Annotated in this window: 18 protein-coding genes; 7 read left to right on the plus strand and 11 right to left on the minus strand. The window is 63.1% G+C overall.

Annotated features, from left to right (window positions below):
* The first annotated feature begins 273 nt into the window (after positions 1-273).
* Positions 274-855 (plus strand): sigma-70 family RNA polymerase sigma factor, encoded by a 582-nt coding sequence (locus FHS94_RS06690; RefSeq protein ID WP_246348416.1) that lies wholly within the window; start codon positions 274-276, stop codon positions 853-855.
* Positions 845-1,549: an anti-sigma factor gene (locus FHS94_RS06695; RefSeq protein WP_184055998.1), complete on the plus strand. Its 705-nt coding sequence runs from the start codon at positions 845-847 to the stop codon at positions 1,547-1,549. The genes FHS94_RS06690 and FHS94_RS06695 overlap by 11 nt, the downstream gene beginning before the upstream one ends.
* 1,618 nt (positions 1,550-3,167) lie before the next feature.
* Here the strand turns inward: FHS94_RS06695 and FHS94_RS06700 are convergent.
* Complete coding sequence (locus FHS94_RS06700; RefSeq protein WP_184055999.1) at positions 3,168-4,004, minus strand: hydroxypyruvate isomerase family protein; 837 nt, start codon at positions 4,002-4,004, stop codon at positions 3,168-3,170.
* Positions 4,005-4,275: 271 nt separating this feature from the next.
* Here FHS94_RS06700 and FHS94_RS06705 point away from each other — a divergent pair, with 271 nt between their 5' ends.
* Entirely contained in the window at positions 4,276-4,536 is a 261-nt protein-coding gene (locus tag FHS94_RS06705; protein WP_184056000.1) for a hypothetical protein, read from the plus strand.
* A gap of 24 nt (positions 4,537-4,560) precedes the next feature.
* Here the strand turns inward: FHS94_RS06705 and FHS94_RS06710 are convergent, their stop codons facing one another.
* The 7 genes from FHS94_RS06710 to FHS94_RS06740 all read right to left on the minus strand — a co-directional run bounded on the left by FHS94_RS06710 (position 4,561) and on the right by FHS94_RS06740 (position 11,673).
* Complete coding sequence (locus tag FHS94_RS06710) at positions 4,561-6,246, minus strand: GMC family oxidoreductase (protein WP_184056002.1); 1,686 nt, start codon at positions 6,244-6,246, stop codon at positions 4,561-4,563.
* 22 nt (positions 6,247-6,268) lie between these two features.
* Entirely contained in the window at positions 6,269-7,111 is an 843-nt protein-coding gene (locus FHS94_RS06715; protein WP_184056004.1) for a sugar phosphate isomerase/epimerase family protein, read from the minus strand.
* Positions 7,108-7,671 (minus strand): gluconate 2-dehydrogenase subunit 3 family protein, encoded by a 564-nt coding sequence (locus FHS94_RS06720; RefSeq protein WP_343055200.1) that lies wholly within the window; start codon positions 7,669-7,671, stop codon positions 7,108-7,110. The genes FHS94_RS06715 and FHS94_RS06720 overlap by 4 nt, the downstream gene beginning before the upstream one ends.
* An 84-nt stretch (positions 7,672-7,755) precedes the next feature.
* The gene (locus tag FHS94_RS06725; RefSeq protein ID WP_184056006.1) at positions 7,756-8,142 is read right to left on the minus strand and encodes a c-type cytochrome; all 387 of its coding nucleotides are present in this window, start codon (positions 8,140-8,142) and stop codon (positions 7,756-7,758) included.
* Between the two features lie 95 nt (positions 8,143-8,237).
* Positions 8,238-9,374 carry a Gfo/Idh/MocA family protein gene (locus tag FHS94_RS06730; RefSeq protein ID WP_184056008.1) on the minus strand — a complete coding sequence of 379 codons (1,137 nt, stop codon included), beginning with the start codon at positions 9,372-9,374 and terminating at the stop codon, positions 8,238-8,240.
* Positions 9,374-10,435 carry a sugar phosphate isomerase/epimerase family protein gene (locus FHS94_RS06735; RefSeq protein WP_184056010.1) on the minus strand — a complete coding sequence of 354 codons (1,062 nt, stop codon included), beginning with the start codon at positions 10,433-10,435 and terminating at the stop codon, positions 9,374-9,376. The genes FHS94_RS06730 and FHS94_RS06735 overlap by 1 nt, the downstream gene beginning before the upstream one ends.
* Complete coding sequence (locus tag FHS94_RS06740) at positions 10,432-11,673, minus strand: MFS transporter (protein ID WP_184056011.1); 1,242 nt, start codon at positions 11,671-11,673, stop codon at positions 10,432-10,434. Before FHS94_RS06740 ends, FHS94_RS06735 begins: the two co-directional genes overlap by 4 nt.
* Before the next feature lie 100 nt (positions 11,674-11,773).
* Between FHS94_RS06740 and FHS94_RS06745 the strand changes: the two genes are divergently transcribed.
* A complete protein-coding gene (locus FHS94_RS06745; RefSeq protein ID WP_184056013.1) occupies positions 11,774-12,778 on the plus strand; it encodes a LacI family DNA-binding transcriptional regulator in 1,005 nt (334 codons plus the stop codon).
* Positions 12,779-12,870: 92 nt separating this feature from the next.
* Here FHS94_RS06745 and FHS94_RS06750 read toward each other — a convergent pair whose 3' ends face one another.
* Both FHS94_RS06750 and FHS94_RS06755 read right to left on the minus strand, forming a co-directional pair.
* Positions 12,871-13,650, minus strand: a complete 780-nt coding sequence (locus FHS94_RS06750; RefSeq protein WP_184056015.1) for a TSUP family transporter — start codon at positions 13,648-13,650, stop codon at positions 12,871-12,873.
* Between the two features lie 359 nt (positions 13,651-14,009).
* On the minus strand, positions 14,010-15,707 hold the full coding sequence (locus tag FHS94_RS06755) for a PQQ-dependent sugar dehydrogenase (protein WP_184056017.1): 1,698 nt from the start codon (positions 15,705-15,707) through the stop codon (positions 14,010-14,012).
* Between the two features lie 355 nt (positions 15,708-16,062).
* Between FHS94_RS06755 and FHS94_RS06760 the strand changes: the two genes are divergently transcribed.
* Positions 16,063-17,562 carry a DUF4153 domain-containing protein gene (locus FHS94_RS06760; protein WP_184056019.1) on the plus strand — a complete coding sequence of 500 codons (1,500 nt, stop codon included), beginning with the start codon at positions 16,063-16,065 and terminating at the stop codon, positions 17,560-17,562.
* A 530-nt stretch (positions 17,563-18,092) separates the two neighbouring features.
* Here FHS94_RS06760 and FHS94_RS06765 read toward each other — a convergent pair.
* Complete coding sequence (locus FHS94_RS06765) at positions 18,093-18,896, minus strand: hypothetical protein (RefSeq protein ID WP_184056021.1); 804 nt, start codon at positions 18,894-18,896, stop codon at positions 18,093-18,095.
* Positions 18,897-18,960: 64 nt separating this feature from the next.
* On the opposite strand from FHS94_RS06765, the gene ahpC reads away from it, so the two are divergent.
* On the plus strand, positions 18,961-19,524 hold the full coding sequence (ahpC, locus tag FHS94_RS06770) for an alkyl hydroperoxide reductase subunit C (protein ID WP_184056023.1): 564 nt from the start codon (positions 18,961-18,963) through the stop codon (positions 19,522-19,524).
* 64 nt (positions 19,525-19,588) lie between these two features.
* The gene (ahpF, locus tag FHS94_RS06775) at positions 19,589-21,169 is read left to right on the plus strand and encodes an alkyl hydroperoxide reductase subunit F (protein ID WP_184056025.1); all 1,581 of its coding nucleotides are present in this window, start codon (positions 19,589-19,591) and stop codon (positions 21,167-21,169) included.
* Positions 21,170-21,818 lie beyond the last annotated feature (649 nt).

Raw genomic sequence — 21,818 nt, forward strand, 5'->3', positions numbered from 1 at the left:
GGCGGCGTCAGCGTAGACGAAGGCAGAGCCAACGGCCGCTGCGCCCAATGCCGCGGTGAAGAAGGCACGACGGTCCTGGCGTCGGCGTGCTCTTGCGTCGAATGTCTCGATTAGACCGTCCTGCTGCGTCGTCACTTGGCGCCTCCCATGAGCCCGCGAGGGGTAGGATGGTGTTTTGCGTGCGGGCGTCTAAGCTACGTGGCCTGGGAGGCTCCGGATGCAGCGGCTGACAAAATATAATGGTCGGATCCGTTGCGAGCCTTCGGCCGAGCTTTGATCGCCAGATCCCAGCAGGAGCGCGAGGCGCTGTTGGCGGCATTGCTGGCCACTGGCCTCGGCAACCGTCGCGCCTTTCGACAGGTCTATCAGATGACCTCGACGAAGCTGTTTGGCATCTGCCTTCGTATCTGTGGTGAGCGGCAGACGGCGGAGGATGTGCTGCAGGAGGTCTATCTCACCATCTGGCGGCGTGCCCCGAGCTTCGAGCCCTCACGCGGCAGTCCCGTCGCGTGGCTTGCAACCATAGCTCGCAATCGCGCGCTCGACTGGCGTCGCGCGAACAACAAACCCCCTCCAGAACCTTGGTCGGAAGGGGCTGATACGTCCGTCAGCGAACCAGTCGACAATGCGCTGCTCGCTGATCGTGCCATGATCGAGGAGGAAGGCGCGGCCCGCCTGCAGGGTTGCTTGGAGGGGCTGGACCACCGGCCGCGTGGGGCTATCCGTGCCGCCTTCCTGGACGGGCTCACCTACAGCGAGCTTGCCAAGCGTGAAGCCGTGCCGCTGGCGACCATGAAGAGCACCATTCGTCGGGCGCTGCTCCGGCTCCGGGACTGCCTGAACGATGACGCCTGAAGAACGCATCGACGCCGCTGAGCTAGCGCTGGGCCTGCTCGAGGGTCACGAGCGTGTCACTGCGCTCGAGCGGGTACTCGCTGACCCTGCGTTTGCGGCTGAGCTCGCTTGGTGGCGATCGCGGCTGGAAGTACTGCACGCCGAGTATGGAGCTGCAGAACCACCTGCGGCTCTTGCCAGCCGCATAGAGGCCAGGATCGACGCCGAGGCCCACGTGACACCTTCGACCGCAAGAATGCGGCGCTGGCCCTGGTTGATCGGGGGGCTAGCAGGAGGCGCCCTTGCAGCGTCGCTGGCAGCATTGGTGCTGACACAGACCACCCCCGTGCCAACACCCGTTCGCAGCGAGCGTCAGGTTCAGGGTCCGTTACTCGTCGCCGCGCTGGTGCCCGCCAAGGACCAGGAGGTAGCGCCCGTGGCGGCCGTGGTTGATCCCGGCTCCCGGATCATCCGGGTTGCAGCGATCGAAACACCACGCGGGCGCGTAGCCGAGCTCTGGCGGATTGGCGCAGACGGCGTCCCCCGGTCCCTAGGGCTGCTGACTGCCGCTAGGGCCACTCGACTGTCTTTCCGGCCGCGTACAGGCCCGGGTCTGGGCGAAACACTGGCGATCTCGATCGAGCCGTTAGGCGGATCGCGGACCGGCACCCCCACCGGGCCCGTTGTAGCTACGGGTGTGTTGAGCCGTGGTTGAGGAAGCAAGCGTCGGCTGCTCCTAGTCCGACCAGGCTAGGGCTTGTTGCTAGTCTCCTAAGTTCCGCAACAACATCAGAACGCACCTGGTTGCCTCGTCGCGACGTGTTGCGATTATCCGTTGCGATATGAGCCGTTTATGAGGCACCTCTGCAACACGCAGATCGATCAAGAACCATGCATCGAATGCCGTTAGTGTAACATCGGTCGAGCCGATTAACGGTGCATGATTGTCGCAAGCCGACGTTCGTCAACCCGTTCAGGATGCAGTGTGCAGAAATCGTGTGTCTGCGACAGCTATTGCCATCGACGATCCTGAAAGCTGCCGGACGGCTCGAGTCTCATTTGTCCCCCTTTTCGGGCGCCTCGGTCTTGAGCCGGTCAGGGTTCTAGAGTGAGCGAGGGCGGTTGGTTTCAGGTCGACCCTCATGCCGTTCCAAGACGATGATCGGCCTGTTCACGATAGCTGCATCGGTAAGGCTAAAACGAGTTCTACAGCGGTCAAATCCTGTCCCCGCAACCAAATACACAACACCACAATAGCCCCAGTCCTAACAGACCGGGGCTTTCTCGCATTCCAAACACCCCGCGCGCCAGCACCGGATCCCGCGTCCGCAGCCTCAGCTAGTGCGTTGGAGCGTGGGGGACCCGGCGGTTACGCCCGTTGTGGGTGCGACGGTGGCCGGAGTCCTTGCCATTTCTGCTTTGAGTGGTTTCTCCTAACTGGAGACCACTGCGATTGTGCTCGTCGGCTAAGTGATCGCAATCTGCTCCTTGCCAGCTGCTGGAGCATGACCCGGTAGAGATCGCATGTGCGACCTGACCGGAGCGGCATAGTAGTGATCTCGTTGCCAGAGTCTTGCCACCTATCGCCAGTGTCTTGACGCTCCCGCGCTGATCGGCATGGCGTTGATCATCAACTTGGCGCAGACGCTGCCGCGTATCTAACATCAGGCAGAGTCCGTCGTCGGCAAGGCGGGGGCGACCATTGCCGCTTCCAAGGCGAGCAGGAAGTCCGTCGTTTTGATTGGGACTTGGCTACCTGCAACCTTGTGAAATGAAGCCGGCGAAACCTAAGGCTCGCAAAGCCATCACAGCCAAGTAGCCGAGCAGAGCACCAGCAGCCGCCGGTCGCGTTGTCCGGTATACGATCCCAAGCGACAGTTGGTAGGTGACGAACCATCCCGTGTTATGGGCGGCCAATGCGATTGCGACAGTCCGGGGCTGCCTATCGTGGTGAGCGCTGCAGACGCCCTACTACTGGCGACGTGGTCTCCTTCCATATTCCGCGTCAACCACTGCGGAGTTACCCAATCGAAAGGATGACACTCCACCGCGCTCAGAGCGGCCGCGCTTTGGCAGCGCCCAAACTGCACCGTACAGATGCCGAATGCATGGGCTGCCCGCACCATGAATGGCCATATCGCGCGACTGCAAAGGGGCACAATGCCGTCTCGCTGAACAGGTGAACTTGATAGGCCCGACGTTGCCGCCAGCCGAACCGGCGTCCACCAATCCGCTCGGGCCCTTGTGCCGCCCCCCGACAAGCGGGCCGGCAAGCGCAGTCCACTACCTCAGTGTCGCTGACATGCGCGCGCGTTTGTTTCTATTGCGCGGCTTCATACCGTGCAGGTGCGCACCGCATCCCTTAGTGCCGGCAGCGGGTCGCCTTGAGGCACGAACTCGTGTGCGAAATAGCCCTGGAACTTAAGATCGGCGATGGTGCGGGCGATTGCACGCCAATTAACCTCCTGTGCTTCGTCAAGATTGTGACGCCCCGGGACTCCACCCGTATGAAAGTGGCCGATCCATTTGATGTTCCTCCGGATCGTGTCGATCAGGTCGCCTTCCATGATCTGCATATGATAAATATCGTAAAGGAGCTTCACGCGCGGCGAGTTGACCTGCTCGGCCACCGTCACGCCCCAGGCGGTGTGATCAGCCATGTAGTCGGGGTGATCGACCTTGCTGTTGAGCAGCTCAATGCAGATCGTTACGCCATAATCCTCGGCAATGCGTTTGACGCGGTTCAGGCCGGCAACGGTGTTTGCGGCACCTTCCTCGTCGGAGATCCCCCGGCGATTGCCCGAAAATGCGATTACATTGGGCACGTCCGACTTGGCTGCCTGCGGGATGCCGACGCGGAACGCTTTCTCGATGGCGGCGTGGTTCTCCGGTCGGTTCAAGCCATTGGGGATGGTCATGATGTCTGCGGCATAGCCCATGGTGCAGCGGAGCCCATGTCGGCGTGGGATGTCGTAATCAGCCGGCGCGAGCAGATCGATGCCCTTCAGCCCGATCCTTGCCGCGGCGGCGCACAACTGATCGAGAGGGATGTCCTTGTAGCACCAGCGGCTCACCGACTGCTTCAGTCGGCCAGTTGGAGCGGGAGAGGCCGGCAATCCCGCTGCCGCCCATGCGGCGACTGAGGAGCCGATGAGTTGGCGGCGCGTCATCATCCCTGTCGACCCCTGAAAATATCGATGAAGGCAATGTATACCGCGGTCCGATGCAGACCGAACGCGCGCGTTGTTCGAGGCTGCTCCCCTTTCGACGAGCAGCCGAAAGACCGAAAGTGCCTGACTCCAGCGACCCGAATCGCTGCTGTGGTCGTAAGGTCAGGCCGCGTTCGAAAGAACGGACGCTCTCCGGCTCCGGAACCTGGCGCTTCGGTTCGGCATTGATGTCTCAGGTTCATAAGATCGACGTTCATCGAAGGAGGCGAGCATGCTGGAACTGGTCGTCACCGCCGGCGCGCTGCTGGCGGCAACTCTCATGGCGGGCCAATCGGGTGCGCCAGACACTTCGCCGAGACCGACCAACACTCACAAGAACTTCGCCGTCCACCCGGTTGACCGGCCCAAGCCACGACCCACACCTGCGGCAACACAGGCACCACCGCCGCGAGAGACGGGCGGGGTCGTCCCGCCAGGAGCGCCAGGGACTGGCAATCCCACCATTCCGGGCACGCCGGTCACGCCGCGCTGACCCCCTTTTCGCGATCCGCTGGACCTAAGCGGCCGTCGCACGAAAGTTCCTGGCCGCATGATCGGCGGCGCGCGTCGTCAGCGCCATGAAGGTCAGTGACGGATTGACGCAAGCGGCCGAGGCCATCTGGGCGCCATCGGTCACGTAAAGGTTGCTTGCGTCATGCGCTTGGCTCCAGCTGTTCAGTACGGAACTGCGCGGATCGCGTCCCATACGGGCGCCCCCCATCTCATGGATCGCGTCGCCGGGGACGTGCTTCTCCTCGCTGCTGGTTACGTTTGTCAGCCCCGCGCCGCGCAGCATCTTTTCCCCCTGTTCGCGAGCATCGGCCATCATCTTGAGCTCGTTGTCGCGGAAGGAGACGTCGAACCGTAACAACGGCACCCCGAACCGGTCGACCTTGCTCGGGTGGAGCGAGACACGATTGTCCTCATAGGGCAGGCACTCGCCGAACGCGCCCATGCTGAACTTCCAACCGTCGTATCGGCGCATGGCGTTCTTCATCGAGGCCCCAAAGCCGACGGGCTCTGCGACCGGGCGATGCGCGCCACCCTGATAGCCATAGCCACGTTTGAAGCCGACACGATCATCTGTGCCCGCCATATTGCGGAAGCGCGGAATATAGACCTGCCCTGGGCGCCGGCCATACTCGATGTACTCGTCCATACCCGGAATATCGCCGCTCACGTTCACGCGGAAGATATGGTCCATGACATAACGGCCCAACGTGCCGCTTGTATCGAAGTAGCTTCGCTCGCTTCCAGACGGGCGGGAGTTCATCAGGATCTGAACCGATCCGATTGTGGACGCGCAGAGAAAGACTAGGTTCGCCTGGACGGTTTGGGCCTGGCCGGTTTTTGCGTCGACATAACGCACGCCAGTGACGCGCTTGGCTGCGGGGTCATAATCCAGGTTCGTCACTACGGCATTGGACTGTAGTGTCAGCCGCCCTGTTGAGCGGGCGGCGGGCAGGGTGACCGCCTGCGTCGAGAAATAAGCACCAAACGAACAGCCGTTGCTACATTGATTGCGAAACTGACACTTGGTCCGGTTTTGGTCGGGCTTGTCCTCTGTGATGTTGGACAAGCGTGCATGGATCAGCTTGCGGCCGGGGAAGTTCGCCTCCAGACGTCCCTTCATCCACTTCTCCGCGACGTTCATCGGCATCGGTGGCATGAACTCGCTGTCGGGCAGGTAAGGCAGGTTCTCCCGCGAGCCCGACACGCCGATGTACTTCTCGACATAAGAGTACCAGGGCGCAAGGTCCTCATACCGGATCGGCCAGTCGCTTGCGACGCCCTCCCGCTTGTTTGCTTCGAAGTCGTCGGGGCTCCAGCGGAAACTCCACCGGCCCCAGATCAACGATTTGCCGCCGACCGCTGCCGGTCGAATCCAGCGAAACTCCTTTCCCTCATCGAAGGCGTAAGGATTCAGGCGGTCATCATTGTAGAATTGCAGGTTGCTGGTGGACACGTAGCCGTATTTGGCAATGAAATAGTCGCTGGCGACAACCTGTGGCGGGACGGTGCCGCGCGCGGGAAGCTCAAAGGCCGGTTTACCGTCATAGGTGTAGCCCTCCTGATGCTCGACCATGTGGCCGCGGTCGAGCATCAGGACCTTTAGGCCCTTCTCGGTTAGCTCCTTGGCCGCAAAGCCGCCACTGACGCCAGAGCCGATGACGATTGCGTCGAACCGGTTGGTCGATGCCATGATTGGTACCTTCCTTTTGAGATCAGAACCGCAGCGCAGCGAGGTTGCGGTAGCTTGTCGTGATGTCGGGGAAGTAAGGGGCCGGGGCCTGGTCATTTTCGACAAAGAAGTGCCGCACGCCGGCAGCACCCGGCAGGCGAAAGAGCGAGGCGAAGTTGATCGTGCCGGTGCCCACTGCCGCCATCGAACGATCGGCGCGCATGTCCTTGACGTGGAACGAGTAGAGGCGGCTGCCTAGCCGCTTCACCAGCCCGGGCAGGTCCACGCCGGCATGAGCCGCCCAGTAAAGATCCAGCTCGAACCTGACGAGCGCTGGATTCGTTTCCGCGACCAGCCGGTCGAACAAGCGGGCGCCCTTGGAATGGCTTGTGAACTCGAAGTCATGATTGTGATAGGCGAAGCCCAAGCCCGCAGCGCGCAACCGCGTGGCCAGCGGATTGAGGTTCTGAAGGACAGGCTCAAAGCCCGTTTCAGTCCGCTGCTCTTCCGGCAGCCAAGGCAGAATGACCGTGTCCGCCCCCAACGCTTTTGCCATCGCGACGGCCGCGTCGAAGCGGTCGGCCAGCATGGTATAGGGAATGTGAACCGACGGCGCCTTCAGGCGCAGCCGATCGAGCGCGCGGCGTAGCATCGCGTGGTCCATCGTGTCGTAACCACCGCCGCCGAATTCCACCTCGCGGTAGCCGATACGGGCAATCTGTTCGAGGGTGCCGACCGGGTCTTTTTCGAACACGTCGCGCACGGTGTAGAGTTGCAGGCCCACCGCACCGACCTGTTTCGCCTGTGCGCCGGACGCGCCGCCAAGCATTGCCAATGCTGCGGTGCCACCCAGACCCGTAAGGACGCGGCGTCGATCAATCATCATGCCGAATACACCTTGTTGATCTTGGAGTAGAGGAAGGCACCGTCATATTCGGCCGGCACCGGCAGGTACTCGCGCTCCTGCGTCATGCCGATCTCGGACGTGTAGTAGCCGGTGATGACGAGTTGGCGGAACTTGTCGAAGAAGTCGGCGCCGCCCGTAAAGCGATCCTCCATTGCCGCGGTCAGGAGTGCATCTTGCTGCGCCACCGTCGCCCGCGCTGCCGAGATCTTGTAATCGCCCTTGCTTCGCGCCTCGACGGCGTCGAGGCCAGCGACGATCGGGATCCTCTCTTCGGGAAGTGACCAATCGGCGAGCAGCTTGTCGATATAGTCAGGAACGCCGGCGGCAATTGCGCCTGGCGTGTCCGTGGTTGGGATCACGCGCTCGCTGAGCGCAACCATGGTCGCGTGCTGGACCGGCGTGAATACTGGAACGCTTGGCTTGCCAGTGTCGATGATCGGCTGAGCGTCGCGCGCGGCCGCACGCGCAATTGGCGTGAACAAGTTGCTGCCGAACATGGCGGCAACGCCGATCAACGCACTTCTGCGATCGATGATCACGCTTCTCTCTCCCGGCTCATCTTCTACTTGCCGACTGGTTGCGGCCTTACGCTGTCACGACACTGTAGGCACGCGGCCTTCCTCTTACTTCGCCGTTTCGGCCTTCAGATACGCGATTACCGCCGCTCGCTTGACCGGGTCGGCGACGCCGATCGGCATCCGCGTTCCGGGAACCAGCTTTTGCGGTCCGGCGAGGTACGCGGACAGGGTTTTGTCGTCCCAGGTCAGCCCTGCCTTCTTCAGTGCGGGCGAATAGTTGAAGCCGGAGGCGGAGGCGGCCGGACGGGTGAATACGCCGTTGAGGTTGGGGCCAATGCCATTGCGTCCGCCCTTTTCGAGCGTGTGGCACGCGCGGCATTGCCCGAATGCCTGGACGCCAGCGGCGGGGGCCTGTGCGGTTGATGGCGCGGTCAAAATGCCGACCGCCCCGATCGCCGTGGCCGCACCGGTCAAAGCCAACAGCAGCTTCATTCGGTCCTCTCCTATGTTCTGCGTCGAAGTCTATCGCCGCATGGTGTCAAAGCAAGGTCGGCAGGCCCGGGGGTTTCTGCCCGAACCAACCATCTTCAGTTCTCGATCCCGGACCATTTCGTGTCCGAGGCGGCATTCGTGACGACCGCCTCGACGAAGCGCGACGTACGTAGGCCATCGGCGACATCGGGAAAGCGCTGGTGGCTCTCGCCACGGATCGCCGCAGCGAAGCCGCGGTATAGGTTCGCGAACGCCTCGATATAGCCCTCCGGGTGTCCCGAGGGCGTGCGAAACTGAGCGGCGACGCTCTCGTCCAGTCCCGGACCGCCCGCGCGCACCAGCTCGGCCGGCCTATCCAGCCAGCGCAGCGTCAGCGTGTTCGGCTCCATCTGCGACCATTCCAGCCCGCCTCGCGTGCCGTGGATGCGGAGCTTCAACCCGTTCTCCTCGCCGGCAGCCACCTGCGTCACCTTGAGCACGCCGCGTGCCCCGCCTGTGAAACGGAGCAGCGCACTCACATCATCGTCCAACCGGCGACCCGCGACATGTGTGGTCAGGTCGGCGCAGAGTGTCTCCGCCCGCAAGCCGGAGACATGCTCTGCAAGCTGGAAGGCGTGGGTGCCAATATCACCAAGACAGCCGCCCGCGCCCGCTCGCGCGGGATCGGTGCGCCACTCGGCCTGCTTGTTGCCGCCCTTGTCGATTGATTGACTCAACCAGCCTTGGAGGTATTCTACCTGGACCAGCCGAACCGTGCCGAGATCACCCCGTGCCACGCGCAGCCGCGCTTCCTCGATCAACGGGTAGGCCGCGTAGGTGAAGGCGAGGGCGAACTGTCGTCCGGTGTCAGCCACGGCAGCGGCAATTGCCTCGGCCTCAGCCACGTTCATCGCCATCGGCTTCTCGCACATGACATGAAAGCCGGCGTCGAGCGCCGCGATCGCCATGGGCGCGTGGAGGTAGTTGGGCGTGACAATCGCGACCGCGTCGATGCGCTGGTCGGCCGGCAGCGACTGTTCGCCGGCGATCATCGCGTCCAACGTCGGATAGACGCGCTGCGGGATGAGGCCCAGCGCGTCACCAGTGCGGGTGTTGCGCCCCGCATCGCTGCTGAACGAACCCGCGACTAGCCGCCAGTCACCATCCAGTGCGGCGGCGCGACGGTGGACGGCGCCGATGAACGCGCCTTCGCCACCGCCGACCATTCCCAGGCGAAGTGGCTGCCGCGACATTAGCGGTCAGCCCCCAGGCCGAGAAGCTGACGAATGGCGCCCGCGTCTGCACCGCTCGCGGCGAAGTCGTCGAACGCGTGTTCCGTACGCCGAATGATGTGGTCGCGAATAAGGGGTGCGCCCTCGCGCGCACCGTCCTCCGGGTGCTTCAGCGCGCATTCCCATTCGAGCACGGCCCAACCCGCATAGTCATATTGGGCGAGCTTGCTGAAGATCGCGCCAAAGTCGACCTGTCCGTCGCCAAGGGAGCGGAAGCGGCCGGCGCGGTCCACCCAGCTTTCATAACCGCCATAGACGCCCGTGCGACCGGTCGGGTTGAACTCCGCATCCTTGACGTGGAAGCAGGAGACGCGGTCGTGATAGCGGTCGAGGAAGTCCAGATAGTCGAGCTGCTGCAACACGAAGTGCGAAGGATCGAACAGCAGGCGCGCGCGGGGGTGCCCGTTGACGGCGGCAAGGAAGCGCTCCCAGGTGGCACCATCGAACAAATCCTCGCCCGGATGGATCTCAAACGCGCAATCGACGCCCGCCTCGTCGAAAGCGTCGAGGATCGGGGTCCAACGCCGCGCAAGCTCAGCAAAGGCTTCCTCGATCAGACCCGCGGGCCGCTGTGGCCATGGGTACACATAGGGCCAGGCAAGCGCACCCGAGAAGGTCGCGTGCGCGGTGAGTCCGAGGTTGGCACTCGCGCGCGCGGCAAGCGTGACCTGCTCTACCGCCCAGCGCTGCCGCTCGGCCGGACGGCCGTGAAGCTCGGCAGGCGCGAACCCGTCGAACAGCGCGTCGTAAGCTGGATGCACTGCGACGAGCTGCCCCTGTATGTGCGTCGACAATTCGGTCGGCTCGATGCCGTGCCGGGCCAGCCGCCCACGCAGGTCATCGCAATATCCCTTGCTGCTCGCCGCCAGCGTCAGGTCAATCAGTCGCGGGTCACACGGGATTTGCACCCCGACATAGCCCAAGCCAGCGGCCCATTCGGCGAGGTTGTCCAGCGTGTCGAACGGCGCGGCGTCGCCTACGAATTGGGCGAGGAAGATGCCGGGGCCCTTCATCACTTTCATGGCTGTGCCTCCATCCGCGACTTGTCCTTGAACGTAAGCTGGAAGAGGAGCGCGATGCAGGCCGCCGCAATCGCCGGATACCACCACATGCTGTGCCAGTCTGAGATCGACGGCGCCGCTGGCAGTTGCGCATACAACAACCCGCCGATCTGCGACCCCAGCAACATGCCAACGCCATAGGTAAACAGCGTCAGCATTCCCTGCGCCTGCGCGTTGACGCCCTTTGGTTCAGCAATAGTGCCAGTGTAGATGGCGCCCGCGACAAAGAAGAAGTCGTAGCACACGCCATGCAGCGCCACCCCGAGGTACACAGCCCACAGCGACGAGCCGCCATCGCCGATCGCGAACAGCGCATAGCGCGCAGCCCAGGCAAGCATACCGACCAGCAGCAGCGGCTTCACCCCAAAGTGCCGGTAGAGCATCGGCATGGAAAACATGAACAGCAGTTCGGACATCTGCCCGATCGCCAGTGTTCCGCCGACGTTGCTGATCCCCGCCGCCGCGACATAGGGCGATGCATAGGCATAATACATCGCCAGCGGGATCGAGATCAGCGTCGCGCATGCAATGAAGATCAGGAACGAGCGCTGGCGCATGAGGCCGAAAGCCTCGACGCAGAGTACCTGGCGCATCAGACTACCACCGGGCGGCGCATCCGCCGCGACGTTGGGCAAGCTGAAGCTGTACAGGCCCAGCGCGATTGAAACGACCGCAGCCACGCGGAAGATATCGGCGCTGGCGGAAAGCTGGGCCCAGCCGACGATCAACCCGGCCGCAATCCAGCCGAGCGTGCCGAACGCGCGAACAAAGGGAAACCGGTCGACACGCTCGCCAAAGCTCTTCAGCGCGATCGTGTTCGCTAGGCCGACCGTCGGCATGTAAAGGATCATGTAGCCGAGCAGCAGCCAGACGAACTCGCCGCCATGCTCGGGGGTAACCAGCGCCGGCAGGTAGAACAGGATCGCGCCACCGACGAGGTGAAGGATCACCATCAGCATCTTGGGGCTGAGGTATCGGGTGGCGGCCATCCCGAGCAGGAAGGAGCCCGCAATGGAGGCGATCGGCCCAACCGAAAAGGCGTTGGCGATCATGTTGCCCAGCCCGGCCGTTTGCATGACGAGGCCAAGCGTCACGTTCCAAGCGCCCCAGACGAAAAACTGCATAAACATAAGCACACTCAGGCGGCCGGTCAGCAGCCCCGACGTGCCCTGGGGAACACTCGTGCCCAGTGTCGCCATCCCTCATCCTCCCGCGCGATTTGCTCGCTTGCACCGTTGACTATGATGCACCTAGGTCGATGTAAAGGATTACATCTCGCACAGCGGGGAGGGGACGCGCATGCCGACGATCATTGACGTCGCGACTGCGGCGGGCGTGTCTACCGCAACCGTTTCGCGTGTTCTAAGCCACCCCGAACGGGTGCTGCCAGCCACGCGTGATCGCGTGCTGGCGACAGTGGAAGCCCTGGGTTACCGGCCGAATGTTGCCGCCCGTTCATTGAGGACGTTGCGGGCCGCGAAGATCCTCGTGACCGTGCCTGACATCTCGAATCCCTTTTTCGCCAGCGTTATTCGCGGCGCGGAGGAGGCCGCTCGGGATGCCGGCTATGGCGTCGTGCTCGGGGACACGCGGCATGATCGGGCGATCGAGGATCAATACGGCGCCATGCTCCTTCGGCGCGAGGTGGATGGGTTGATCTTCCTGGGCCATCATCTGCCGGACAGCTTGCGCGCCATGGCTGCGAGCGATCGAGCGCCGATCGTCAACGGCTGCGAGTACAGCGCAGACCTGGGCGTGCCGAGCGTTCATATCGACAATGCTGCGGCGGGCGCGGACGCGATTGTCCACCTGGCCGAGTTGGGCCATCGCGCAATAGGCGTGGTCACCGGTCCCGACGTGAGCCCGCCCAGTCGCGACAGGCTTGCTGGGGCGAGGGCGGCCGCGGAGCAGCGCGGGCTCGAGCTACTGGAGGAGCACGGCGACTATTCCGCCAGGTCAGGATTTGACGGTGCGGCGCGGCTGATCGCCTCAGGCGTTACCGCCATCTTCTGCTTCAGCGACGTTATGGCAATGGGTGCGATCGGGGCAGTGCGTGCGGCAGGCCTTTCCTGCCCGGAGCACGTTTCAGTTGTCGGGTTCGATGACCTTCCGCTCGCCCCCTTCTTCCAGCCCGCGCTGACCACGATCGCCCAGCCCAAGGAACTGATCGGCAGGCGCACGGTAAAGCTCCTGGTCGAGCTGCTTCGCGGGACGTCGCCTGCGGCCGCGCCCGAGCAGTTGCCACATGAACTTGTGGTGCGTCAGTCAACCGAAGCGGTACCAAGGCGCGCCCTTCGAATATAGAAAGGTTGCGGCAGTAGTCACGGACTGCAGGCGGTTATGCGAGGCGCAGCAGCCGCGCTCACCTTGCCGCTTCCTGCTCCGGCGGTCGGCTTTCAAAACAGCAGCTTACCACCAACTATGGCCAAGGTCCCGGCCAGGATGGGCTGTAGCGCCCGGTCAGACACCCGCGTCGAGACCATGCTTCCAATCACAATGCCCGGAACGGAACCAAGCAGAAGCGACGCGAGCAGGCCGAAGTCCACCGTCCCGACGATCCAGTGTCCCGTCCCCGCTATCAATGTGAGAGGCACCGCATGGGCTATGTCGGAGCCGACCAGCCGGTTGGTAGGCAGTTTGGGGTAAAGAATGAGCAGCGCGGTCATGCCGAGAGCGCCTGCTCCGACAGACGACAGGGAGACAAGCACGCCCAGGATCGCTCCCAGCAGCACAGTCATGCGAGCAATCCGACCGTCTGACAATCGATCAAGACTATGGCCGAAACGGGCAACGATGCGCCGGCGCAGGAGCATCGCCATAGCCGTCGCGATAAGCGCGACGCCAAGTGCGATCGTGATCACATGCTGGGTCGCGCCGCCGCCAGTCCCAATCCGCGCCAAGAGCACCAGAGTTGCGACGGACGCCGGTATGCTGCCCGTCGCAAGCCGGCGCACAACCCTCCAGTCCACAGTTCCGCCATGCCCGTGAACGGCCGTGCCAACCGTCTTGGTCGCGGACGCGTATAGCAGGTCGGTGCCGACCGCGGTTGCCGGGTGAAAGCCAAATGCGAGAACCAGGATCGGCGTCATCAGCGAGCCTCCCCCCACGCCGGTCAGCCCGACAAGTATGCCAACCAGAAAGCCGGCAAGCGAATAGAGTGGTTCAATCTGATGCACGGCCAGACCGGTCGTGGAGTGGACGGGGCGCCTGCGCTGCTGTCCAGTTCAAGGTTGAGCACGCCCTCGAAGTGCGCACGACATGACCGTCTTTCCTTTTATCCAATGGGAGGATGTCCGTGGCAACGAACTGACGCGAGGATGAGATAGTTGTGAACTGACAATTATGGCTATCATCATCATGCAGTCCGCCGGGCACAGCGGAACGGCACCAACGTGCCAGCGCTTATAGCCCAGAGAAGTCCCGCGCCGACGGCGGCTATAGATCAGATTGCCAGGCAAGGGGGCGGTCACCGGCGGTCACGGTTCGATGGCAACTCGGCCCGACGATCCGGCAACGATCTTCCGGCGATCCGGGCCTAAAGAAAGTTGTAGTCGCTCGCCGCAAGTTGCGCTGCACCTACGCCTGCGAGCAGGACGTCATAGGTCTGGTCGTCGTCGGCTATTCGGTAACGAGCCGTGCCGTCCTCGACGCCGACCAGGCTGATCGTCGCAGTTGAAGAGAAGCCCTGGAGGACGAGCGTGTCCCCTCCGGCGCGCCCCAGGCCTTGGAAGTCCAGGATGGTGTCGATGCCGGATGCCGCGGCGGCGCGCGTCAAAATGAATGTGTCAGTGCCATTGCCACCGCGCAGCGTGTCCGCGCCATAGCCCCCGTCAAGTCGATCGGCGCCGTTGCCGCCCTCCAGGTTGTCACTGCCCAGTCCGCCCCAGAGCTGGTCATTGCCGTTGCCGCCAAGCAGCCGGTCTGCTCCTGCGCCACCGAACAGCTGATCCTGACCATTGCCACCGTCGAGCACGTCGGCGCCATCTCCCGCCGCGGCGGACGGGGTCAGAAGGTGGATCTCCCCGTCCAGCTCGGTCGTGTAGAGCCTCCCCAGGGCGTCGGTCGAGAAGGAGATCAGGTCGCCAGTGCCAATGTCGCCGCCTGTGAACACCAGCTGGTCATAGCGGTTCGTATACTCGCTCGCCGCCCCGTCCTCGATCTTGGCGGTGAACAGGCGGGGTGCAACGAAGTCCCCAAAGAAGTAGAGCCCCTGAGCGCCACCAGGTCCGTCATAGACATAACCGCCGATGGTCGCGCGTCCTTGCAGCGGCCCGAAGCCCGCCTCACGCTCCAGCGCCGGAAAAGTGAGCGTTCCCGGCCCAAGCGGGACCGAGGAGTCGAATTCGGTCGTCCCTTCATAGCGGGGCCATCCGAAGTTGACGGGGGCGGAGGCGGTCGCCGAAACCACGTTTACCTCCTCCTGCGACACAAGGCTGGGATCGCCGATGTACAGGTTGCCTGCGTCGTCGAAGCTGGCGCGGAATGGATTGCGCAGTCCAAGGGCCCAAACCTCGGGTGCGCCGCCCTCGCCATTGGCGAAGGGGTTGTCCGCTGGAATCGCGTATGCCGCGCCCGCGCCGGGTTCGCTGGTGACATCGATGCGAAGCACTTTCCCCATCAGCGAAGTCGGCGATTGCGATACACCGCCATTGATCGGATCGGCGTTCCAAGGTGCGGCGCCATCGCCCGTCGTGATATACAAGGCACCATCCGGACCGAAGCCCAGCCAGCCTCCGCGGTCGACTTCGGCTCCTGGCTGGTACGGAATTGTCAGAAGCACCTGCTCAGACGACGGGTCGACGGTGTTGGCGTCCAGCATCGTGAAGCGGGACACGACCTGCGTTCCGTCCGCGGCCGAGTAGTCGAGGTATACTCGGTGGTTACTCTCAAATTCCGGGTCAAAGGTGAAGCCGAGTAGTTGCTGTCCTGTCTCGAACGGCAGCGCAAGCGCCGGCGCTGGGCTCACCACCGGCGAGCCGCTTGACTGGTCGATGACAAAGATAAGGCCGGGCAAGGTCGCCACGAACAGAAGGTCGGGATCGGCAGGAGAGGATTGAAGAAAGACCGCAGGCGGTAGGCCGCTCGCGACCAGTGTCGCCGTGATCGAACCCGATAACGGGTCCCGATCTTCGGGTCCGTAGCCGTAGATCACGTCGTTACCATTGCCGCCGTTCAGGACGTTACTGCCATCGCCGCCAGAAAGGACGTCCGACCCGCTTCGGTGCTGGGCCATTGCAGTCTCCGTATAGGTTAGCCCACCGTGACCAGCGGTCGATGCAAGCGATGGCGTGAGGCCGACCGGATCCTCTGGTGATGAAGGTGCAAGCCCAGCATGCAGGATCGGGAAAGGTCGCATCATGCCCTCCACTCACGGTGGCGAACCATTAACAGCTTTCAGCATCACCTTCAGCGCTGTGCTTTTCGGTACGCTTGAACCGACTCGCAAGCCTTCGCGCGGCGCGTGAAGAGGATGGGGCAGGGCCGTGGAGGGTCATCGATTCTGCATAGGATCGAGACGCTATCGCGTCTAATCATGCGTACGGAGTCGACCTGCGTTGCTCATGGCCAGCCGATCGAAGGAGATCGGCATGACGCGCACCCAACCTCGACGCCAGTATAGCTTTATCGCGAAGGTTCTCGCGGCCGCAGCGCTGATCGGCATGGCTGATCTGCTTCTTTATGGTCGGTCGCCTGGCGCCGCGATCGGCGCGTTCGCGATTGCATGGGCGGGAGCACTCGCCTTGGTTCGTCCGGTCGTACGGCGGCGCCTGGCATCCCGGATTTCGCTGGCGGGGGCGGCCAGCTTTGCCGTGATCGTGTTTGACGATCCCAGCTTCCTCGGTTCGTGCCTTTTCTGGATGGCGATTGCATCGGCAACGTTGCTGCCTCAGCATCGCTTCAACGATGCGATCAGTTGGGGCGGCCGATTGATCCGCCACGCCATCATCGGCATTGCAAGTCCGCTTCGTGATCTCAACCGGCTTACTATCGTGGGTCGCCAGTCGGATCGGGCGAGCGTTAGGGCTGTGTTGGCCCTCTTGGCGCTACCAGTGGTCGGCGGCGGTGTGTTCCTGGCCCTATTTGCCAATGCCAACCCGCTGATCAGCGACGCCTTTCGCGCGATCCGCTTTCCCGGTCTGTGGAGCGCGGTCGCACACCTGGCGTTTTGGCTTGCGATGTCGCTGATAATCTGGCCCAACTTCCGGCCGCGAAACACGGTATCGAGCCGCCGCAGCATGGTAGCAGGCATCGCGCCATCCGCGCCTGATCTTCCGCTCGCTACGCTGAAGCTGTCGCTGCTCACCTTCAACGTGATCTTCGCCGTCCAGAACGGATTGGATCTGGCATTCCTGTGGAGTGGGGCCGCGTTGCCGTCCGGGGTAACGCTAGCCGACTATGCCCATAGCGGCGCTTATCTCCTGATCGTTACCGCCTTGCTCGCCGGGGCGTTCGTCCTGGTCGCCTCGCGCCCTGGCAGCCTCGGTTCAGAGAGTACAATGGTGCGCCGACTTCTCGTCGCCTGGATTGCGCAGAATCTGCTGCTCGTCGCATCAAGTGCGTTGCGCACGCTGGACTATATCGATGCGTACTCGCTCACCCGGCTCCGGATAGCAGCGCTCGCGTGGATGGCGCTGGTCGGTATTGGGCTGGTCCTGATCGGCTGGCGCATGCTGAGGGGCGGGTCGGCGCGTTGGCTGATCAACGCCAATGCGGTCACGGCTGGTGTCGTGCTGACCGCTTCGAGCATCGTTGATTACGGCGCAGTCGCGGCGGCCTGGAACATCCGCCATGCCCGCACAGCGGCCGACCTGGATCTTTGCTACCTCCATGGTCTTGGCTCGTCGTCGCTGCTGCCGCTGATGGAACTTGAGCGACGGGCGCAGGGGCCGGTCCTTCGTGACCAGGCGGCTTTCATCCGCTCGCGGATCATGGCCGACCTGTCGCGCGATCAAAGTGACTGGCACAGCTGGACATGGCGGAACGCCCGCCGCCTCACCGCTGCTCGCCGGGTGATCGGATCCGCGCCACGGCAGCCGTCGGCCGCGCCCCATGGCCGAACCTGTGCGGGCGCGGTCAATATGCGGTGACCGGGCTTGGATGTTTTAAAGTGGCCCTAAACAGCGGGCAGCGACTCAGATGTCACGTGCAGTCGCTCGTTCGTATGATCGACCAACACTCTATCTAAAGAAGACTAGGTGAGATCGGCAATAGATCGGGCAGTGATAATGTGGATCAAAGGCCAACGAAGAAACGTCATGTACATCCTGTCAGCTGCTGGCGCCGCAGAGCAGCTCAGCGGCCGAGGTACTTGGGCATCCTAGCTCAAAGTGGGGCAGATGATGTCAGACGAACTAGCTTATCATGGCGGTCGTGTTTTCCAGGAACGGACGCGAGTTGCGCAAGCATCAAGTGAACGGACCCGTGCGCTTCATAACGAGCTGGCGGAGCGGCACTTGGAACGATTGAAGTCGCTCAGGGAACGGCCTCGTACCAGCCGGTGATCACAGGGCTACCTGAACCTTAGCCTGGTCCTGCCGAGCCGGTCTGCCCCGAGAACGCGAGCCTGGCGGCCGATTTTACTGCGGGACGACGCTCCAATCTGCGGTCTCGGAGCTGGCTAAAGTCCTGGACCAGGCACCTCAGGGACTCGCTGGCGATGAAAGTGCAGGGTGCGATCATGCCGGCCGAGCACGAGGTCGTTCCCCTCGATCCGAAGCGCTGTCTGCTCGAAAGCTACCTTTCCGAGATCATGGGGCTCGAAGCGGAAACGCAGCTGGTGACCATCCGCGCCTGACAGCAGGCTTGGATCGCTGCTCACGCCCGCAATGGGCAAGTGCAATGTGATGCTGACGGGCCGGCGCGCGACTCCGGTCGCGGCGAGCTCTCCTTCTTCGGTCAATTGCTGTTCAGCGATCGTCCCGTCTGCGAAACGTATCGCGGCCCGGAAATACTGCCCCGACATGCCTTTGGGCAGATCCAACTTAATGGACAGGCTGCCGAAGGGCCCGTCATGCTCCTCGACCAAGACGAACCTTGGCGGCGTAACCGGGTCGCTGGTCAGCAGCACGGCGCCGTCCTTTAAGGACCAGCGCCCCTCTGCCTCTTCGTCGAGCGCTCCGTAGGACAATCCATACAGGAAACGGCCATCTGCGCGTAATTCGATGCCTGCTGCTATCTCGGACTGACTGCCATCATAGATGCCGATCAGAGATTGACGGCGTTCGTCCAGGTTCTGAGCAACAGCAGGAAAGGGCGGCAATCCGGAGGCGGCTAGCAAGCCTGGAACAGCGGCCAGGGTCAGGCGGCGACGTAGCAACCTCATCCTCCAAACATAGAGCAAAGACCGACCTAGGGCGAGGCTCGGCCCTTGAGATAGAAATTGGTGATTGAAGCAGCCACTCAGGCTGATCGGCAAAACCATCCCGAACGCGGGTTCCCGGCTGGAGCGCAGGCCCTATATGCCGCACTGCAACAAAGGAGCATCCATGTCCCTCATTGGTACCGAGCTGAAGCCGTTCACGGCGCAGGCTTACAAGGAAGGCAAGTTTCTCACTGTCACCGACGCCGACGTTCGCGGCCGTTGGGCGGTGTTCTTCTTCTATCCGGCTGACTTCACCTTCGTCTGCCCGACCGAGCTGGAAGACGTAGCCGACAACCACGACACCTTCGCTCGCATGGGCGTGGACGTGTACTCGGTCTCGACCGACACCCACTTCAGCCACAAGGCATGGCACGACTCGTCGCCCGCAATCGGCAAGATTCGCTTTGCGATGCTGGGCGACCCCACCCACGAACTCTCGCGCAACTTCAACGTCCTGCGGGAGGGCCAGGGCCTGGCTGATCGCGGCACGTTCGTGGTCGATCCCGACGGCGTCATCCAGCTTATGGAAGTGACGTCCGAGGGAGTCGGTCGCAACGCGATGGAACTGCTGCGCAAGATCAAGGCTGCGCAGTATATCCGCGCTAATCCGGGTCAGGTCTGCCCGGCCAAGTGGGAGGAGGGCGCCGAAACGCTTGCTCCTTCACTGGACCTCGTCGGCAAGATCTAAGCCGCGAACCGGGGCCGGCCGCTGCGCCGGCCCCCATCCTTGTTCCTGAATCCGGAGTTCCCCCGTGCTCGATGCAACGCTGAAAGCTCAGCTAAAGGCTTATCTCGTTCATGTGCGCCAGCCCGTAGAGCTGGTCGCCTCGCTCGACGACGACGCGAAGTCGAACGACACGTGGGAGCTGCTGAACGAGATCGCGGAGCTGCACCCGGACGTGTCCGCCGTGCGGGCCGACGATGATCAGCGACGCCCGTCGTTCCTGATCCGGCGGGTCGGCACGGAGGTTGGGGTGCGCTTTGCCGGCATCCCGCTCGGCCATGAGTTCACGTCGCTGGTGCTTGCGCTGCTGCAGGTCGGCGGTCACCCGCCCAAGCTGTCCGAGGAAGTGCTGACCGCGATCCGCGAGCTTCCGGGCGACTATAGCTTCGAAACCTATTTCTCGCTCACCTGCCAGAATTGCCCGGATCTGGTGCAGGCGCTGAACACGATGAGCGTGATCAATCCGCGCATCCGGCATATCTCGATCGAAGGCGGCCTGTTCCGCGAGGAGATCGAAGCGCGCCAGATCATGTCGGTCCCCGCCGTGTACCTGAACGGTGAGCCTTTCGCCCAGGGCCGCATGGACGTGGAGCAGATTCTGGCGAAGCTCGACACCGGGGCCGAAGCGCGCGCCGCGGAGAAGATCGCCGCGAAGGAGCCGTTTGACGTGCTGGTGGTCGGCGGTGGCCCTGCCGGTGCGGCCGCAGCAATCTATGCGGCGCGCAAGGGTATCCACACCGGCGTCGTGACCGAGCGCTTCGGGGGTCAGGTCCTCGACACCATGGCGATCGAGAACTTCATCTCCGTCCAGCATACGGAAGGGCCGAAGCTGGTTGCGCAGCTGGAGGCGCATGTCGCCGAATATGGCGTCGACGTGATGGCTCTCCAGCGCGCTCAGGCACTGGTTCCATCTCGCAGTCCCGGCGGGCTGCACGAGTTGTACCTCGCGAGCGGCGCCACGCTCAAGGCGCGCACGGTGATCCTCTCGACGGGCGCTCGCTGGCGTTCGCTGGGCGTACCTGGCGAGGACGCTTATCGTAACAAGGGCGTGACCTATTGCCCCCATTGTGACGGCCCGCTGTTCAAGGGCAAGCGTGTCGCGGTGATCGGCGGCGGCAACTCGGGTGTCGAAGCCGCGATCGATCTGGCCGGCATCGTCGCGCATGTGACGTTGCTCGAATTTGGTGATCAGCTTCGTGCTGATGCCGTGCTGCAGCGCAAGCTTCGCAGCCTGCCGAACGTCACCGTGCTCCTGAACGCGCAGACCACGGAAGTCGAAGGCGACGGCAACAAAGTGACCGGCCTGACGTACAAGGATCGCACTACGGGTGTGGTTCATTCGATGGGTCTGGAAGGTGTGTTTGTCCAGATCGGGCTGATCCCCAACACCGATTGGCTCCGCGACACGGTCGCGCTCTCGACTTGTGGCGAGATTGAGGTGGACCAGCACGGTCGCACCTCGGTCGCCGGTATCTTTGCTGCCGGCGATGCGACCACCACGCCGTTCAAGCAGATCGTGATCGCGATGGGCGAGGGGTCAAAGGCCTCGCTGGCCGCGTTCGACCACCTGATCCGCCTCCCGGCGGCAGGCGAGGCGGTGGCAGCCTAAGTTCAGAGATACCCGAGGACGCGTATGTGGGTGCGTCCTCGGGGTTCTCGCCCAGCTCGCGTGGCTTTCTAGATGTCCGTGGCAGGTTAGTGTCGAGCGTTGTCGGGGCGGCGGCGCGGGATGATGCTGACCGTCGAAGTGATCACTAGAGAGACACGCTCTCAGACCGTCGTGTGACCCTGGTTAGCCTCGCATTGGAAGTCACAGGACGTGCACTAAGGGAGCGGCTCGATGGGGCCGAGCGCGGCGACGCATCGATTACTCGCCAGCTGGCGATGGCGGCGAATTATGCGAGCGCTCGCCGCAGCTCTGCCGCTACCGGATCTTGTGCAGAAGCGACTGCTCCGCAAAGCGCCAAGCATGCTGCGCGGAGCGACCAGACCCGTTCGGGAGAAGTGCGGGGCAACCGGCTCCACCCCGCCGTTGTATCAAGGCACTTCGCATCAGCCCAGATCCGGCGAGCCAGTTTAATCAGCTCTCGAACGCTAGGCATCCGATCCTGGGCGATCACGTCAATCAACTCGGTGGAGAACAAGCCAGATCTGGATCCGGGCATTCAGGCCTCCCGCTCGGGACAGTGACCTTTCAGATCACGATCAGCCTGGCACAATCCGCGAGGTTGCTGTTCAGGCCGCTTATGCATTTGTCC

The sequence above is a fragment of the Sphingomonas aerophila genome, from assembly GCF_014199305.1.
GTDB classification, from domain to species: domain Bacteria; phylum Pseudomonadota; class Alphaproteobacteria; order Sphingomonadales; family Sphingomonadaceae; genus Sphingomonas; species Sphingomonas aerophila.